The organism is Citrobacter sp. Ce104, assembly GCF_030334595.1.
Classification (GTDB): Bacteria; Pseudomonadota; Gammaproteobacteria; order Enterobacterales; family Enterobacteriaceae; genus Citrobacter; species Citrobacter europaeus.
In genome coordinates, this window is the sequence record NZ_JAOWDP010000066.1 from 249832 (window position 1) to 265369 (window position 15538).

Below are 15538 nucleotides of genomic sequence, written 5' to 3' on the forward strand. Positions count from 1 at the left end.
ATTAACGCCGGATGGCGCTACGCTTATCCGGCCTACAGGCACATTTTGTAGGCCGGATAAGGCGTTAGCCGCCATCCGGAATCAAGGGTTACGCCTGTCCAACATACAAATAAATCGCCAGAAAGTGGCAAACGCTGCCGCCCAGCACAAAGCCGTGCCAGATAGCATGGTTGTATGGAATACGCTTACAAACGTAGAAAATTACGCCCAGCGAATACACCACACCACCAACGGCCAGCAACGTCACGCCCCCCACAGCCAGTTTAACCGCCAGTTGATACACCACAATCAGTGATAGCCAGCCCATTGTCAGGTAGGTTACCAGTGAGAGAACCTTAAACCGGTGCGCAATGGTCAGTTTGAATAAAATACCGATCAGCGCCAGGCTCCAGATAACAATCATCAACCCACGTGCCAGTGGCGAATCCAGTCCCACCAGCAGAAATGGTGTGTAGGTCCCGGCAATCAGCAGATAAATCGCACAATGGTCGAATTTTTTCAGCCAGACTTTCGCTCTCTGATGGGGGATCGCGTGATACAAGGTTGAGGCGAGAAACAGCAGGATCATGCTGCCGCCGTACAGGCTATAGCTGGTTATCGCCATAACGCTGGCGTTGGTATCCACTGCCTGGACCAGCAATAACACCAGTCCGACAATCCCAAACACCAGCCCGATACCGTGACTGATGCTGTTGGCTATTTCCTCTGCCAGCGAATATCCCTGCGCGATTAATGGCTTCTGAACCATAACTTACTCCCGAGAAACGTGCACTATCGTGATTGCTCCTCTAGCGTAACTGAGAATGGTTCCAGTGAACACATGTTAGCTAAAATAATTCCCAGATAAAAATTAATCCATAAAAATCATTATGTTAATTTTATAATTTCAGCTAACAGGCGTACCTTTATAATTAAAGGCATTTAAAATCAATCACATAAAATTGCGTTTGATCCGGGTAAATCTCAGCAATGACATGTTTAAGTTCTTCAAGCGTCATATTTTCCTGCTGGGCATGTTTTTCCGTCAGCGTATCCAGCGTAACGGTTGAGGTGCCAACAACCTCAATCGTGCAGAAGTATCCCTCATCCTCAAAGCGTCCAACCCGTAGAATGTCACCGGTTTTGAAGTGTGATTCGGACTCGTCACGAATGGTGATGGTTTTGCGTCCGGCCAGAATGTCATCCTGGAAACGCTGAAAAAAAGTGATGTCATTTGGCTGCATGTTATTATTCCCTGTAGATGAAGTCTGATGAGTGAGTTTTGCCATTGTGAGTATGTTCTCCCACGCTGCCATCGCCAGTCTCAACAATCTTGAGATGCTGGTCTACAACTATGTCATCAAAAATCGTGACAAAGTCATGTACATGACCATTCGCGAACTGGCCGATGCCGTGGGCGTTTCTACAACCACCGTGCTGCGCTTTTGCCGCAAGCTTAAGTGTGAAGGTTACTCAGAATTTCGCGTACGCTTCAAATTATATTTAGAGCAGAATGAACCGCAACAGGCTAATTTCGGTGCCAGCGAAATCATCAGCTTCTTTAAAGGTGTCAATAACGACGAGTTCGATAATCTGCTCGATCAGGCTGTTGATATTATATTATCCTCCGAACGTATTATATTCGTCGGAGCGGGAACATCCGGAGCTTTAGCCAAATATGGCGCACGTTTTTTCTCAAATGTCGGAAAATTCAGTAATCACATTGATGACCCTTATTTCCCGGTAACGAATGACATGGCCAGAAATGCGCTGGCGATCGTGCTTTCCGTTTCTGGTGAAACAGAAGAGATCCTGCGTTTTGCCAGCCAGTTCAGCCTGCACAACTGTAAGGTCCTGTCGGTCACCAGCCATGAACATTCGCGTCTGGCGAAACTCGCTGACTTTAACCTCTCCTGGCACGTTCCACAAACGCGCATTGCCGGGGTATACGATATAACCACGCAAATCCCTGTTATTTATATTCTGGAATCACTTGGCCGCAAGCTGGCGAAAAGAATAGCGTAAAAAAACAATCTGTTTTTTTGATGTAACAAATCACATTAACGCTATTTTGTTATAGCGTGACATTTATCTTTCCTTTGTTAGACTCAAAATCAGATTGTATTAATTTGAGACTGACGCAGATGAAAAAACTTACCTTACCAAAAGATTTTTTATGGGGCGGCGCGGTGGCGGCGCACCAGGTTGAAGGAGGCTGGAACAAAGGTGGTAAAGGCCCCAGCATTTGCGACGTACTGACCGGTGGCGCACACGGCATTCCGCGGGAAATCACTCAGGAAGTTGTGCCAGGTAAGTACTATCCCAACCACGAAGCCGTTGATTTTTACGGTCATTACAAAGAAGACATTAAGCTGTTTGCCGAGATGGGCTTCAAATGCTTCCGTACGTCAATCGCCTGGACCCGCATCTTTCCTCAAGGGGACGAAACCCAGCCAAACGAAGAAGGACTAAAGTTCTACGACGACATGTTTGATGAACTGCTTAAGTACAACATCGAGCCGGTCATCACCCTTTCTCACTTTGAAATGCCGCTGCATCTGGTCCAGCAGTACGGTAGCTGGACCAATCGTAAAGTCGTCGATTTCTTTGCCCGATTTGCTGAAGTGGTCTTTGAGCGCTACAAACACAAGGTCAAGTACTGGATGACCTTTAACGAGATCAACAACCAGCGAAACTGGCGCGCGCCACTGTTTGGTTATTGCTGCTCCGGCGTGGTGTATACCGAGCATGAAAACCCGGAAGAAACTATGTACCAGGTGCTGCACCACCAGTTCGTGGCCAGCGCTCTGGCGGTGAAAGCCGCACGTCGCATCAACCCGGAAATGAAAGTCGGCTGCATGCTGGCGATGGTGCCACTGTACCCGTACTCCTGTAAGCCTGAAGATGTGATGTTCGCCCAGGAGTCTATGCGTGAGCGTTACGTTTTCACCGACGTTCAACTGCGCGGCTACTATCCATCCTATGTGCTGAACGAATGGGAGCGCCGCGAATTCAACATCCGAATGGAAGCTGGCGATGAGCAAATCCTGCGAGAAGGCACCTGCGACTATCTCGGATTTAGCTACTACATGACCAACGCGGTAAAAGCGGAAGGCGGCAGCGGCGATGCCATTTCCGGTTTTGAGGGCAGCGTGCCGAACCCACACGTAAAAGCATCCGACTGGGGCTGGCAGATTGATCCGGTCGGCCTGCGTTACGCGTTATGCGAACTGTACGAGCGCTATCAGAAGCCGCTGTTTATCGTTGAAAACGGATTTGGCGCTTACGACAAAGTGGAAGAAGACGGCAGCATCCACGATGACTACCGCATCGACTACCTGCGCGCCCACGTTGAAGAGATGATGAAAGCGGTGACCTATGATGGCGTAGACCTGATGGGCTACACGCCGTGGGGTTGCATCGACTGCGTCTCGTTCACCACCGGCCAGTACAGCAAACGTTACGGCTTTATTTACGTGAACAAACACGACGACGGCACCGGCGATATGTCGCGTTCACGCAAGAAAAGTTTTAACTGGTACAAAGAGGTCATTGCCAGCAACGGCGAGAATCTGTGATTTTTTACCAGATGGCGACGTAAGCATCTTATCAAGCCTACAGGTTATGCGCCCGTAGGCTGGATAAGCACAGCACTATCCGGCAAATAAATCTCTACTTCCCGCCAGCCAGTTCCAGAAAACTCCCCGTCACATATGATGCCTTCTCGCTCAGCAGCCAGGTAATCGCCTGCGCGACCTCCTCCGGCTGTCCGCCGCGCTGCATAGGTAACGAGGATTTCACACGATCAACCCTTCCCGGCTCGCCGCCAGACGCGTGCATTTCAGTGTAGATAAGACCCGGTCGCACACAGTTCACGCGGATCCCTTGCGCCGCAACCTCCAGCGCCAGGCCGGTGGTAAGCGTGTCTACTGCGCCTTTTGAGGCCGCGTAATCAACATATTCGAAAGGGGCGCCAAGCCTTGACGCTGCCGAAGAGACATTCACAATCGCCCCACCTTGCCCTCCATGTTTGAACGACATGCGCTTTACCGCTTCCCGACAACACAAAAAATAGCCGGTAACATTGGTTGCCAGTACGCGGTTGATTCTTTCGGCAGTCAGGCTTTCCACCGTGCTCTGTTCAAACAAAATCCCGGCATTATTCACCAGCGCAGTCAGCGGCTCCCCTTCGCGGTCAATGGACTCAAACATCGCCCCAACCTGACTTTCATCGCTGATATCAGCCCGCAGAGCAAACGCCTTTCCCCCGGCAGCGGCAATGATATTCACCACCTCGGTTGCAGCACGAATATTATGGTGAAAATTAACGGCCACCGTGTAACCCTCTTGCGCTAACTGCAGCGCGGTTGCCCGACCAATACCGCGACTACCACCCGTAACAAGTGCGATTCCCATGGATACCTCCAGATATGAAAAAGCCGGGAGGCGGCTTCGCCTTACCCGGCCTGGAAACTGCTTTACTACGCGGAAAAGTTACTGATATTCACTCATCGGCACGCAGGAACAGAACAGATTACGGTCGCCGTAAACATCATCAAGGCGTTTCACGGTCGGCCAGTATTTGTTCGCAACACCTGCCGGGAAGACGGCGATTTCGCGGCTGTAACCATGATTCCACTCCGCGACCAACTCGTTTTGCGTGTGCGGGGAGTTAACCAGCGGGTTGTCTGTAAGCGGCCATTCACCAGCTTTCACGCGGTCGATCTCAGCGCGGATTGCCAGCATTGCGTTGATAAAGCGATCCAGTTCCACTTTGCTTTCAGATTCGGTCGGTTCCACCATCAGCGTACCCGCAACCGGGAACGACATGGTCGGCGCATGGAAACCGTAATCGATCAGACGCTTGGCAATATCCAGTTCACTGATACCGGTCTCTTCTTTCAGCGGGCGAATGTCGAGAATACATTCATGCGCCACGCGACCATCACGACCGGTATACAGCACCGGATAAGCATCTTTCAGACGGCTGGCAATGTAGTTAGCGTTAAGGATCGCCACCTGGCTTGCCTGTTTCAGACCTTCTGCGCCCATCATACGGATGTACATCCAGCTAATTGGCAGAATGGATGCGCTACCGAACGGCGCCGCAGATACTGCGCCCTGACGGGTTAGCATTCCTTCAATCTGAACTACGCTGTGGCCCGGTACGAACGGCGCCAGATGCGATTTAACGCCGATCGGCCCCATACCTGGACCGCCGCCGCCGTGCGGAATGCAGAACGTTTTATGCAGGTTGAGGTGCGATACATCTGCGCCGATAAAGCCCGGCGTAGTGATCCCAACCTGAGCATTCATGTTCGCGCCATCAAGGTAAACCTGACCGCCAAACTGGTGCACAACGTCGCACACTTCGCGGATCGTTTCTTCATATACGCCGTGGGTGGACGGATAGGTCACCATGATGCAGGAGAGATTCGCAGCATGTTGTTCTGCTTTTTCACGCAGGCAGGTAAGGTCGATATTGCCGTTCTTATCACAGGCGACAACCACGACCTGCATCCCCGCCATTTGTGCGGAAGCCGGGTTAGTACCGTGGGCGGACGCCGGGATCAGGCAGATATCGCGATGGCCTTCGTTACGGCTTTCGTGATAATGACGAATCGCCAGCAGGCCAGCGTATTCGCCCTGCGCGCCGGAGTTCGGCTGCATGCAGACGGCGTCATAACCGGTCAGTTTTACCAGCCACTCGGAAAGCTGGCCGATCATCTGGTGATAACCTTCCGCCTGCTCTGGCGGGCAGAACGGATGCAACTCAGCAAATTCAGGCCAGGTAATAGGGATCATCTCGGCAGCGGCGTTGAGCTTCATGGTGCAAGATCCCAGCGGGATCATCGCCTGGTTCAGCGCCAGATCTTTGCGCTCCAGCGAGTGCATATAACGCATCATCTCAGTTTCGCTGTGATAGCGATTAAACACCGGATGGCTGAGGATCGCATCGTCACGCAGCATACTGTCCTGAATTGAACGGCTGTCGAGCGCCACGTCTTTATCCAGCGTGTCGATGCTCAGGCCGTGGCTGTCGCCCAGCAGAACATTGAACAGCTGCACCACGTTTTCACGGGTAGTGGTTTCGTCGAGCGTAATGCCTACCGCGTTATGGATGTCGCTGCGCAGGTTGATTTCTGCCGCTTCAGCACGCGCCAGAACCGCCGCTTTATCGGTCACTTCAACACACAGCGTGTCAAAGTAGTGCGCATGACGCAGCTTTAAGCCTTTCTGTTGCAGACCGGCTGCCAGAATATCGGTCAGACGATGGATGCGATTTGCAATGCGTTTCAGGCCAACCGGGCCATGATACACGGCATACAGGCTGGCGATGTTGGCCAGCAGGACCTGTGAGGTACAAATGTTAGAGTTCGCTTTCTCGCGGCGGATATGCTGCTCGCGAGTCTGCATCGCCATGCGCAGTGCGGTATTACCCGCCGCATCTTTGGAGACGCCGATAATACGTCCTGGCATGGAGCGTTTGAATTCGTCTTTAGCAGCAAAGAATGCCGCGTGCGGGCCGCCGTAGCCCATCGGTACGCCGAAGCGTTGTGCAGAGCCGAAAACGATATCCGCACCCTGTTTGCCCGGTGCAGTCAACAGTACCAACGCCATAAAATCGGCAGCGACGCTGACCACAACTTTACGGGATTTCAGCTCAGCAATCAGTGCGCTGTAGTCGTGCACTTCACCGGTGGTGCCAACCTGTTGCAGCAGCACGCCAAACACATCCTGGTGATCCAGCGCTTTCGCCGCGTCATCAACTATGACGTCAAAGCCAAAGGTTTCTGCACGGGTGCGTACAACGTCCAGCGTTTGTGGATGAACATCAGCCGCCACAAAGAAACGGTTGGCATTTTTCAGTTTACTGACGCGTTTGGCCATCGCCATGGCTTCAGCCGCCGCAGTGGCTTCATCCAGCAGAGAGGCGGAGGCCATATCCAGACCGGTCAGATCCAGCGTCACCTGCTGGAAGTTCAGCAGTGCTTCCAGACGTCCCTGAGAGACTTCCGGCTGATACGGCGTGTATGCGGTGTACCAACCTGGGTTTTCCAGCATGTTACGCAGGATAACCGGTGGCAACTGCACGGCGGTGTAGCCCATGCCAATGTAGGACGTGAAGCGCTTGTTACGCCCGGCGATGGCTTTTAATTCAGCCAGCGCAGCGTATTCGGTCGCCGCCTCGCCAACCTGCGGCGGGGTTGCGAGCTGAATGTCTTTCGGCACAATCTGGCCGATCAGCGCGTTTAACGACTCGGCGCCAACCGCATTCAGCATCTCTTGCTGCTGCGCGGCGTCCGGTCCGATGTGGCGTTCAATGAAAGCGCCGCTGTTTTCAAGCTGGCTTAACGTCTGTGTCATGGGCGATGGTTCCTGAAACGTGCAGTGAATCGTAGGTGTCTCTACTTACCTGAATACGCAAAATAATTCGCGTTGCAGGACGGCGGCGACGCAGCGCATCCCCAGGAGCTTACATAAGTAAGTGACTGGGGTGGGCGAAGAAGCCAACACACCTGCAACGTGAAGAATGAAGCGTATTTATTCGTCTTCTAACAATGCTTCGTATGCGGTCGCATCCAACAGCGATTCAATTTCGCTTTCATCACTGGCTTTGATTTTAAAGATCCAGCCACCCGCATACGGCTCGCTGTTGACCAGTTCCGGGGAGTCGCTGAGCGCGTCGTTTACAGCAACAATCTCACCGCCTACTGGCGCATAGATATCGGATGCCGCTTTTACGGACTCCGCAACGGCGCAGTCATCGCCCGCGCTGACGGTAGCGCCAACTTCGGGCAGGTCAACGAAAACCATGTCACCTAACAGCTCCTGAGCGTGTTCGGTGATACCCACGGTGTAAGAGCCATCAGCTTCTTTGCGCAGCCATTCGTGTTCTTTGCTGTATTTCAGTTCTGCAGGTACGTTGCTCATCAATCAATCTCCAAAAAAGGATGAATTACGCGACGGCTTTGCCGTTACGCACAAAAACAGGTTTAGTCACTTTTACCGGCATTTCACGGTTACGGATCTGTACGATTGCGGTCTCACCGATACTCGCAGGTACACGCGCCAACGCGATGCTGTAACCCAGGGTTGGGGAGAATGTCCCGCTGGTGATAATGCCTTCCTGCTGGTTGCCCGAAGCATCGGTGAAACGCACCGGCAGTTCATTACGTAGCACACCTTTCTCGGTCATCACCAGCCCGACCAGCTGTTCATGACCTTTTTCACGCTGCATTTCCAGCGCTTCACGACCGATAAAGTCGCGGTCAGCCGGTTCCCATGCGATGGTCCACCCCATATTGGCCGCCAGCGGTGAAATTCCTTCGTCCATCTCCTGCCCGTACAGGTTCATACCGGCTTCCAGACGCAGCGTGTCGCGCGCGCCGAGACCGCAAGGTTTGACACCTGCTTGTACCAGCGCACGCCAGAAATCTGCCGCCTTTTCATTCGGCATGGCAATTTCATAGCCAGCTTCGCCGGTATAACCGGTAGTTGCGATAAATAAATCACCCGCCTGAACGCCAAAGAACGGCTTCATGCCTTCTACCGCCTGGCGCTGCTCGTCAGTAAACAACGTAGCTGCTTTTTCCTGCGCATTAGGCCCCTGCACCGCAATCAGCGACAGGTCGTCACGAACGGTGATGTCGATAGCATAAGGTTCAGCGTGTTGGGTAATCCAGGAGAGGTCTTTTTCGCGGGTGGCGGAGTTTACAACGAGGCGGAAGAAGTCTTCAGTGAAGTAATAGACAATCAGGTCATCTATCACGCCGCCCGAAGCGTTGAGCATCCCGGAGTAGAGGGCTTTACCCGTCTTCGTTAGCTTCGCGACGTCGTTTGCCAGCAGATAACGCAAGAACTCCCGGGTGCGGCTACCGCGCAGGTCGACGATGGTCATATGCGACACATCAAACATTCCGGCATCGGTGCGAACAGCATGGTGTTCATCAAGCTGAGAACCGTAATGCAGTGGCATCATCCAGCCATGGAAATCTACCATGCGCGCGCCACATAGCGTGTGTTGTTCGTACAAAGGAGTCTGTTGAGCCATCTTTTCCTCGTTGAATAAGCGGGGCTACCAACTCTTTCGCGGTGAAATTTTCGCCACGAAACCCAGCACCGCAGCCGCTCCAGGGGCTACGACGCAAACGTTCTCTTTGTCCTGAACTTACCACCGAAACAGGCGCTAAACCATAAGTCAAAATTAACCATCACATTAGCTTATGGCCAAAAACGGCCAGATCGCCAGCAGAATAAAATTCCAGAGATATAGCGATTAACCAGAATAACAATCAAAGATAAACGCGAATTTACCGCACCAATCCACATTAAATGTGGAAAAAATGTCAAAAATGGCGTTATGAAAAAAACGTAATATTAAAAAAACTAATGCGAAAAAAGGCGTGGAATTAGATTATTTCAAATGAGAGAAGTGCCCCGGCGCGCAGGCCGGGAGAGGAAAGTGTGACGGGTCTCAAACTCTTGAGATTGTCCTTACGGACGCTAGCGTAACCACTCAGGAAGATCGTTCAGCCCCATCGCCTGACGGATGAGCTGTGGTTTTACACCAGGCAGGGTATCGGCCAGTTTCAGCCCGATATCACGCAGCAGTTTTTTCGCCGGATTCTCGCCGGCAAACAGCTCACGAAAGCCCTGCATTCCGGCCAGCATCATTGCTGCGCTGTGCTTACGGCTGCGCTCGTAGCGGCGTAAATAGAGATATTGACCAATATCTTTACCCTGACGTTGTAGCCGCTTAAGTTCATCGATCAGCTCCGCCGCATCCATAAAGCCAAGGTTAACCCCCTGACCCGCCAGCGGGTGGATAGTATGCGCCGCATCCCCCACCAGCGCCAGACGATGGGCGGCGAACTGACGGGCATAGCGTCCCGTCAGCGGAAACGCCTGACGTTCGCTTTCAAGGCTGCACAGCCCCAGACGATTATCAAAAGCGATATTCAGCGCCTGATTAAACTCATCAACGCTTGCCTGCTGCATACGTTCTGCTTCCTGCGGCGAGAGCGACCAGACGATAGAACACAGGTGCGGATCGCTGAGCGGCAGGAATGCCAGGATCCCCTCGCCGTGAAACGCCTGACGGGCAATCGCGCCGTGAGCTTCCTGCGTACGGATAGTCGCCACCAGCGCATGATGGCGGTAATCCCAGAAGGTGAGCGGAATGTCAGCTTTATTGCGCAGCCAGGAGTTAGCGCCATCGGCACCGACGACCAGACGCGCCGTCAGCATTGCGCCATCTTTGAGAGTCAGAAATGCCTCGTTCTCCCCCCAGGCCACCTGCTGTAATTCGGCGGGCGCCATCAGCGTAATATCCGCTGAACGCTGCGCCTTTTGCCACAGCGCATAATGAATCTCTGAGTTTTCAACGATGTGACCCAAATGGCTGTAGCCCATGCTTTGGTCATCAAAAGCAATACGGCCAAAGCTGTCTTTGTCCCAAACTTCCATGCCGTGGTAGCAGCAAGCGCGACGGGCAACAATGTCGGACCAGACGCCAAGACGGGTAAGCAGTTTTTCGCTGGAGGCATTAATGGCCGAAACGCGAAGCTGAGGAGGTGCATCCGCCGTCAACGGCTGCGGAACATGTTGTTCTAATACAGCAACGCGCAACCCGCTGCCCTGCAAGCCGCAGGCAACCGCCAGTCCTACCATGCCGCCACCAACAATTGCTACATCAACACTTTGCACTGTTTACTCCTGGAAACCGGAACAATCAAAACCGTAGGCCGGATAAGGCGTTTACGCCGCCATCCGGCCTACTGGCCATATTTATCGCGCGACCCAACCCAGGGTCCGCTCCGCCAGCGCATCGCGCGCGGGTGTGAATAATTCCATCGCCATCAGCCCGACGTTGCGCCCAACAACCAGCGGAGCCCAGCGATTGGCAAACAAATACACTAAATTGTTGGTCACACCAATCGTCGTCTCGCGATCGCGTTCGCGACGCTGCTGATAGCGTGCCAGCACCGCATAATCACCGATATCTTCCGTGTTGTTTTGCGCCTGCGTCAACGTCTCAGCCAGGCTCATTACGTCACGCAGACCAAGGTTAAAACCTTGTCCGGCAATAGGATGCAGCGTCTGGGCTGCGTTCCCAACCAGCACGGTACGATGGGTAATCGCTTTTTGCGCCGAAGTTAACGAAAGCGGATAGGCGTTGCGTTTACCTGCCTGAGTAATACGCCCCAGCCGCCAGCCAAACGCGGTTTGCAGTTCACGGCAAAACCGTTCGTCGGACCAGGCCATTAACTCATCACGCCGTTCCAGCGGATGGCACCACACCAGCGAACAGCGGCCATCAGACATCGGCAACATTGCCAGCGGACCATATTGCGTGAAGCGTTCAAACGCCCGCCCGTCATGCGCAACAGAAGTCGTGACGTTGGCAATTACTGCCAGTTGTTCATAGGGCTGCTGCTGCCAGTCAACGCCGCAGGCGGTAGCCAGCGCGGAACGTGTACCGTCAGCGGCGACCACCACGCGACCGGTAATAACCTCGCCATTTTCCAGCGTGACCTCAACATGTTCCTGCGTACGCGCCACGCTGGCTACGCGATCGGGACAATGCAGCGTGACGCCCGGCGCTTTGCGCAGCAGCGCAAACAGACGCAGCCCGACATCGTGCAGTTCTACCACCTGGCCCAGCGCTGGAATACGGTATTCCTGCGCATCCAGCGTCACAAATCCGGCATGGCCGCGATCGCTGACGTGAACCGTTTTAATGGCCGTTGCGCAATCGGCAATCGCCTGCCATACGCCAATTCGCGCCAGCTGTTGGCAGGTTCCTGCCGCAAGCGCGATCGCCCGGGCGTCAAACCCAGGATGGCGGTCAGTTTCAGGTTCGCTCGCTTCTATAAGATGAACCGGCAGAGTCCCATGGCTGAGCTGAGAAATAGCCAGCGCCAGCGTCGCGCCAACCATACCACCACCGACGATAATCACGCTCATTGCAGTCGCGCCGCGGCCATTAAGGCTTCAATGTCATCCGCACTCTTCACCACGCTGGCGGTCAGGTTTTCATTGCCGTCTTCGGTGATGAGGATGTCATCTTCAATACGAATGCCAATACCGCGATAAGCAGGCGGTACATCGGCGTCCGGCGCGATATACAGCCCCGGCTCGACGGTGAGTACCATTCCAGGCTCAAGAATGCGTGAACGATCCTGACCGTAAACGCCGACGTCATGCACATCCAGCCCCAGCCAGTGGCTAAGACCATGCATAAAGAATGGGCGGTGCGCATTTTCGGTAATTAGCTGGTCAACCTCGCCGTGCAGAATGCCAAGCTTCACCAGACCCGTAATCATGATGCGCACAACCTCTCCGGTGACGTCCTGGATGGACGTTCCGGGACGATACAGACGCAGGCTGGTTTCTAAGGATTCCAGCACAATGTCATAAATTTCACGCTGTGCCGGGGTAAATTTACCGTTTACCGGGAAGGTACGCGTAATGTCGCCCGCATAGCCTTTGTATTCACAGCCAGCGTCAATCAGCACCAGATCGCCATCGCGCATTTCACTTTCATTTTCGGTGTAATGCAGGATACAGCCGTTTTCACCGCTGCCGACAATCGTGTTATAGGACGGATAACGCGCGCCATGGCGGGTAAATTCGTGGTGAATCTCACCTTCCAGCTGGTATTCAAACATTCCCGGACGACATTTTTCCATCGCGCGGGTATGCGCCAGCGCGGTGATCTCTCCGGCACGGCGCATGACCGCAATTTCTTCCGCTGATTTGAACAGGCGCATTTCATGCACCATTGGGCGCCAGTCGATAATCGCGGCGGGCGCGTGCAGATTTTGTCTGGCGCCTTTACGCAGTTTATCCAGCGCCGTGCACACAATCTCATCCGCCCAGGCATACTCGCCCTGCGCGTGATACACCGCGTCCAGACCATTGAGCAACAGGTGCAGCTGTTGGTTGATTTCACTGAAGGCCAGCGCCCGATCAACGCCGAGTTTTTCCGGTGCAGCATCCTGGCCCAGACGGCGGCCAAACCAGATCTCCGCCGTCAGATCGCGAACCCGGTTGAACAAAACGCTGTGGTTATGAGTGTCATCACTTTTAATCAGCACCAGCACGGCTTCAGGTTCGTTAAAACCGGTGAAGTACCAGAAATCACTGCTTTGGCGGTACGGGTATTCACTGTCCGCGCTACGCGTCGCTTCAGGCGCGGCAAAAATCAGCGCGGCGCTGCCAGGCTGCATTTGTGCCAGTAATGCCTGGCGACGACGCTGGAATTCTTGCTGAGATATCTCGCTCATCACACTCTCCTTTGCGTTTCGTTCTTAGTGCAGAGTCGGTTTACGGACTTCCGGCGCGGTCGGCTGCTGACGCGTAAACGTGTCATGACACAGCAAAGCGGCAACGCGCACGTATTCAATTATCTCTTCGAGCGACATTTCCAGCTCTTCCTGATCTTCGTCTTCGTCATATCCCAACTGGGCGATATTGCGCAAGTCGTCAATCGCTTCCCCGGTTTCACCGGTCACTTTGTCGAGCTTCGGCTGCGTCACGCCAAGCCCCAGCAAAAAGTGGTTTACCCACCCCGCCAGCGCATCGGCGCGATCGAACACGCTGACGTCATCGCCTTCTGGCAGATAAAGCTGAAAAAGGAAGCCGTCGTCCTCGAGGGCATCGCTGGTAGCAGAGTGCATTTTCAGCAGTGCCTGAGCCAGCTCGTGGCCGAAGGCCAGACCTTCGTTCGTCAAGTCGTGCAGCAGCGGCTGCCATGAGCTGTCGTTGTTGCCGCCGCAAATCATCCCGCTGATTAAGCCGTGCATTTCGGCCGGGGTTAATCCAGCCCCTTGTTGGTTCAAAAACTGGCTAACTTCGTTGTAGCCAGGCATTTCGTTCTGTATAGACATAAGCATTCGTCATCAAAGGGAGGAATATTCATGGTATGCTACCACTTTGGACCCTGGTGGACCAGAAAAGGGCTTGTATCTTGATACCAGGGTAGCTATAGTGTCGCCCCTTCGCGGACCCAAGGTCTGGAGACGAAGGCAGCGCAGTCAATCAGCAGGAAGGTGGCATGTCTGCACAACCCGTCGATATCCAAATATTTGGCCGTTCACTGCGAGTGAATTGCCCGCCTGAACAAAGGGATGCGTTGAATCAGGCTGCGGACGATCTCAATCAGCGATTGCAAGATCTGAAAGTTCGCACTAGAGTCACAAATACTGAGCAGTTGGTTTTCATCGCCGCGTTGAACATCAGCTATGAATTAACTCAGGAAAAAGCGAAGACGCGTGAGTACGCGGCGAGCATGGAACAACGTATTCGGATGCTACAACAGACCATCGAACAGGCGTTGCTTGATCAGGGTCGCATAACCGAAAAAACGGGCCAAAACTTTGAATAACACTTTTCGGTTTACTGTGGTAGAGTGACCGTGAAGACAAAATTTCTCTGAGATGTTTGCAAGCGGGCCAGTCCCCTGAGCCGATATTTCATACCACAAGAATGTGGCGCTCCATGGTTGGTGAGCATGCTCGGCCCGTCCGAGAAGCCTTAAAACTGTGACGACACATTCACCTTGAACCAAGGGTTCAAGGGTTACAGCCTGCGGCGGCATCTCGGAGATTCCCTTCTACCTGGCAACAGCCATGACATTACTTTCTGAACTCCCTTTATCCCGACAAGAAATCCGTCAACTGATTCGTCAGCGTCGTCGTGCGCTTACCTCCGAACAGCAGCGACAATACGGTCAGCAAGCCGCGACCCGAATGCTCAGTTATCCCCCTGTTGTACTCGCTCATACCGTGGCGGTATTCCTCTCGTTTGATGGCGAACTCGACACCCAACCGTTGATCGAACAGCTGTGGCGAGCGGGTAAGCGCGTCTGCCTTCCGGTTCTTCATCCCTTTAGCCCTGGCAACCTGCTGTTCCTGCACTATCATCCGCGCAGCGACCTGGTCACCAATCGCTTAAAGATTCAGGAACCACGACTTGATGTCCGCGACGTATTGCCGCTGTCACAGCTGGATGTACTGATTACGCCGTTAGTGGCGTTTGACGAGGATGGGCAGCGTCTGGGGATGGGCGGCGGATTTTATGATCGCACGTTGCAAAACTGGCAACAGCATAAGATCCAACCCGTGGGCTACGCACATGATTGCCAGTTAGTGGAAAAGCTGCCTGTCGAAGAGTGGGATATCCCACTGCCTGCGGTGGTAACGCCGTCCAAAATTTGGGAGTGGTAGCCGTTTTTTGCCGATTGACAGCGCCGTTTTTTTGACCTAAATTCCTCGGTGAAGGGTGAGGGAGGCGAACCTCCCTCCTGCGTACTCTCTGTTAATATGCTGGGCAAGCGATGATTAACAGGATCAGCAGCATGATGACGTATCTCATCATCGTCCCTTTCCTTTTTAGAGCCCCTGCTTCGGTAGGGGCTTTCCCGTTTCAGCGCGATGCTGCGCCTCTATCGTAAATTCCTTTTAGTGCTGTACAACACGCAACGCTGCCTTTAGTTACCAATTGCGGCAAGGCTCGAAAACAGAATGTATGCGTTACAGAAAGAGATTTTGAG

Annotated in this window: 14 protein-coding genes and 1 other RNA gene; 5 read left to right on the forward strand and 10 right to left on the reverse strand. The window is 53.5% G+C overall.

Going from position 1 to position 15538, the window contains the following annotated elements; translation table 11 throughout:
- Positions 1 to 88 precede the first annotated feature (88 nt).
- Both trhA and yqfB read right to left on the reverse strand, forming a co-directional pair.
- The gene (gene trhA / locus OGW16_RS17465; RefSeq protein ID WP_087051219.1) at positions 89 to 748 is read right to left on the reverse strand and encodes a PAQR family membrane homeostasis protein TrhA; all 660 of its coding nucleotides are present in this window, start codon (positions 746 to 748) and stop codon (positions 89 to 91) included.
- A 163-nt stretch (positions 749 to 911) separates the two neighbouring features.
- Positions 912 to 1223: a N(4)-acetylcytidine aminohydrolase gene (yqfB, locus tag OGW16_RS17470; protein ID WP_043017509.1), complete on the reverse strand. Its 312-nt coding sequence runs from the start codon at positions 1221 to 1223 to the stop codon at positions 912 to 914.
- Positions 1224 to 1275: 52 nt separating this feature from the next.
- Here yqfB and OGW16_RS17475 point away from each other — a divergent pair, with 52 nt between their 5' ends.
- Both OGW16_RS17475 and bglA read left to right on the forward strand, forming a co-directional pair.
- Positions 1276 to 2004, forward strand: a complete 729-nt coding sequence (locus OGW16_RS17475; protein WP_008785744.1) for a MurR/RpiR family transcriptional regulator — start codon at positions 1276 to 1278, stop codon at positions 2002 to 2004.
- A gap of 119 nt (positions 2005 to 2123) precedes the next feature.
- Positions 2124 to 3557, forward strand: a complete 1434-nt coding sequence (bglA, locus tag OGW16_RS17480) for a 6-phospho-beta-glucosidase BglA (protein WP_043017510.1) — start codon at positions 2124 to 2126, stop codon at positions 3555 to 3557.
- 94 nt (positions 3558 to 3651) lie between these two features.
- On the opposite strand, the gene OGW16_RS17485 is transcribed toward bglA, so the two are convergent.
- From OGW16_RS17485 to OGW16_RS17520, 8 genes are all read right to left on the reverse strand, one after another.
- Positions 3652 to 4395 (reverse strand): SDR family oxidoreductase, encoded by a 744-nt coding sequence (locus OGW16_RS17485; protein WP_043017511.1) that lies wholly within the window; start codon positions 4393 to 4395, stop codon positions 3652 to 3654.
- A 78-nt stretch (positions 4396 to 4473) separates the two neighbouring features.
- Complete coding sequence (gene gcvP, locus OGW16_RS17490; RefSeq protein ID WP_075145661.1) at positions 4474 to 7347, reverse strand: aminomethyl-transferring glycine dehydrogenase; 2874 nt, start codon at positions 7345 to 7347, stop codon at positions 4474 to 4476.
- Between the two features lie 177 nt (positions 7348 to 7524).
- A complete protein-coding gene (gene gcvH / locus OGW16_RS17495) occupies positions 7525 to 7914 on the reverse strand; it encodes a glycine cleavage system protein GcvH (RefSeq protein WP_003026965.1) in 390 nt (129 codons plus the stop codon).
- Positions 7915 to 7939: 25 nt separating this feature from the next.
- Positions 7940 to 9034 carry a glycine cleavage system aminomethyltransferase GcvT gene (gene gcvT / locus OGW16_RS17500; RefSeq protein WP_286518659.1) on the reverse strand — a complete coding sequence of 365 codons (1095 nt, stop codon included), beginning with the start codon at positions 9032 to 9034 and terminating at the stop codon, positions 7940 to 7942.
- 452 nt (positions 9035 to 9486) lie between these two features.
- On the reverse strand, positions 9487 to 10689 hold the full coding sequence (ubiI, locus tag OGW16_RS17505) for an FAD-dependent 2-octaprenylphenol hydroxylase (RefSeq protein WP_087051216.1): 1203 nt from the start codon (positions 10687 to 10689) through the stop codon (positions 9487 to 9489).
- A gap of 81 nt (positions 10690 to 10770) precedes the next feature.
- Positions 10771 to 11949 (reverse strand): 2-octaprenyl-6-methoxyphenyl hydroxylase, encoded by a 1179-nt coding sequence (gene ubiH, locus OGW16_RS17510; protein ID WP_043017515.1) that lies wholly within the window; start codon positions 11947 to 11949, stop codon positions 10771 to 10773.
- Entirely contained in the window at positions 11946 to 13271 is a 1326-nt protein-coding gene (gene pepP, locus OGW16_RS17515) for a Xaa-Pro aminopeptidase (protein ID WP_043017516.1), read from the reverse strand. The genes ubiH and pepP overlap by 4 nt, the downstream gene beginning before the upstream one ends.
- Before the next feature lie 24 nt (positions 13272 to 13295).
- On the reverse strand, positions 13296 to 13874 hold the full coding sequence (locus tag OGW16_RS17520) for a YecA/YgfB family protein (RefSeq protein WP_003026978.1): 579 nt from the start codon (positions 13872 to 13874) through the stop codon (positions 13296 to 13298).
- A 167-nt stretch (positions 13875 to 14041) separates the two neighbouring features.
- Between OGW16_RS17520 and zapA the strand changes: the two genes are divergently transcribed.
- From zapA to OGW16_RS17535, 3 genes are all read left to right on the forward strand, one after another.
- Positions 14042 to 14371 carry a cell division protein ZapA gene (gene zapA, locus OGW16_RS17525; RefSeq protein ID WP_003026980.1) on the forward strand — a complete coding sequence of 110 codons (330 nt, stop codon included), beginning with the start codon at positions 14042 to 14044 and terminating at the stop codon, positions 14369 to 14371.
- 41 nt (positions 14372 to 14412) lie between these two features.
- Positions 14413 to 14596: non-coding RNA, 6S RNA (ssrS, locus tag OGW16_RS17530), on the forward strand.
- 19 nt (positions 14597 to 14615) lie between these two features.
- Complete coding sequence (locus OGW16_RS17535; protein WP_286518660.1) at positions 14616 to 15212, forward strand: 5-formyltetrahydrofolate cyclo-ligase; 597 nt, start codon at positions 14616 to 14618, stop codon at positions 15210 to 15212.
- Positions 15213 to 15538 lie beyond the last annotated feature (326 nt).

Excerpts from the sequence above, each read along its gene's own strand:
- yqfB (WP_043017509.1), bottom strand. The coding sequence starts at position 1,223 with ATGCAGCCAAATGACATCACTTTTTTTCAGCGTTTCCAGGATGACATT.
- ubiH (WP_043017515.1), bottom strand. The coding sequence starts at position 11,949 with ATGAGCGTGATTATCGTCGGTGGTGGTATGGTTGGCGCGACGCTGGCG.
- zapA (WP_003026980.1), top strand. The coding sequence starts at position 14,042 with ATGTCTGCACAACCCGTCGATATCCAAATATTTGGCCGTTCACTGCGA.
- gcvT (WP_286518659.1), bottom strand. The coding sequence starts at position 9,034 with ATGGCTCAACAGACTCCTTTGTACGAACAACACACGCTATGTGGCGCG.
- bglA (WP_043017510.1), top strand. The coding sequence starts at position 2,124 with ATGAAAAAACTTACCTTACCAAAAGATTTTTTATGGGGCGGCGCGGTG.
- pepP (WP_043017516.1), bottom strand. The coding sequence starts at position 13,271 with ATGAGCGAGATATCTCAGCAAGAATTCCAGCGTCGTCGCCAGGCATTA.
- OGW16_RS17485 (WP_043017511.1), bottom strand. The coding sequence starts at position 4,395 with ATGGGAATCGCACTTGTTACGGGTGGTAGTCGCGGTATTGGTCGGGCA.
- OGW16_RS17535 (WP_286518660.1), top strand. The coding sequence starts at position 14,616 with ATGACATTACTTTCTGAACTCCCTTTATCCCGACAAGAAATCCGTCAA.
- OGW16_RS17520 (WP_003026978.1), bottom strand. The coding sequence starts at position 13,874 with ATGTCTATACAGAACGAAATGCCTGGCTACAACGAAGTTAGCCAGTTT.
- trhA (WP_087051219.1), bottom strand. The coding sequence starts at position 748 with ATGGTTCAGAAGCCATTAATCGCGCAGGGATATTCGCTGGCAGAGGAA.
- gcvP (WP_075145661.1), bottom strand. The coding sequence starts at position 7,347 with ATGACACAGACGTTAAGCCAGCTTGAAAACAGCGGCGCTTTCATTGAA.
- OGW16_RS17475 (WP_008785744.1), top strand. The coding sequence starts at position 1,276 with ATGTTCTCCCACGCTGCCATCGCCAGTCTCAACAATCTTGAGATGCTG.
- gcvH (WP_003026965.1), bottom strand. The coding sequence starts at position 7,914 with ATGAGCAACGTACCTGCAGAACTGAAATACAGCAAAGAACACGAATGG.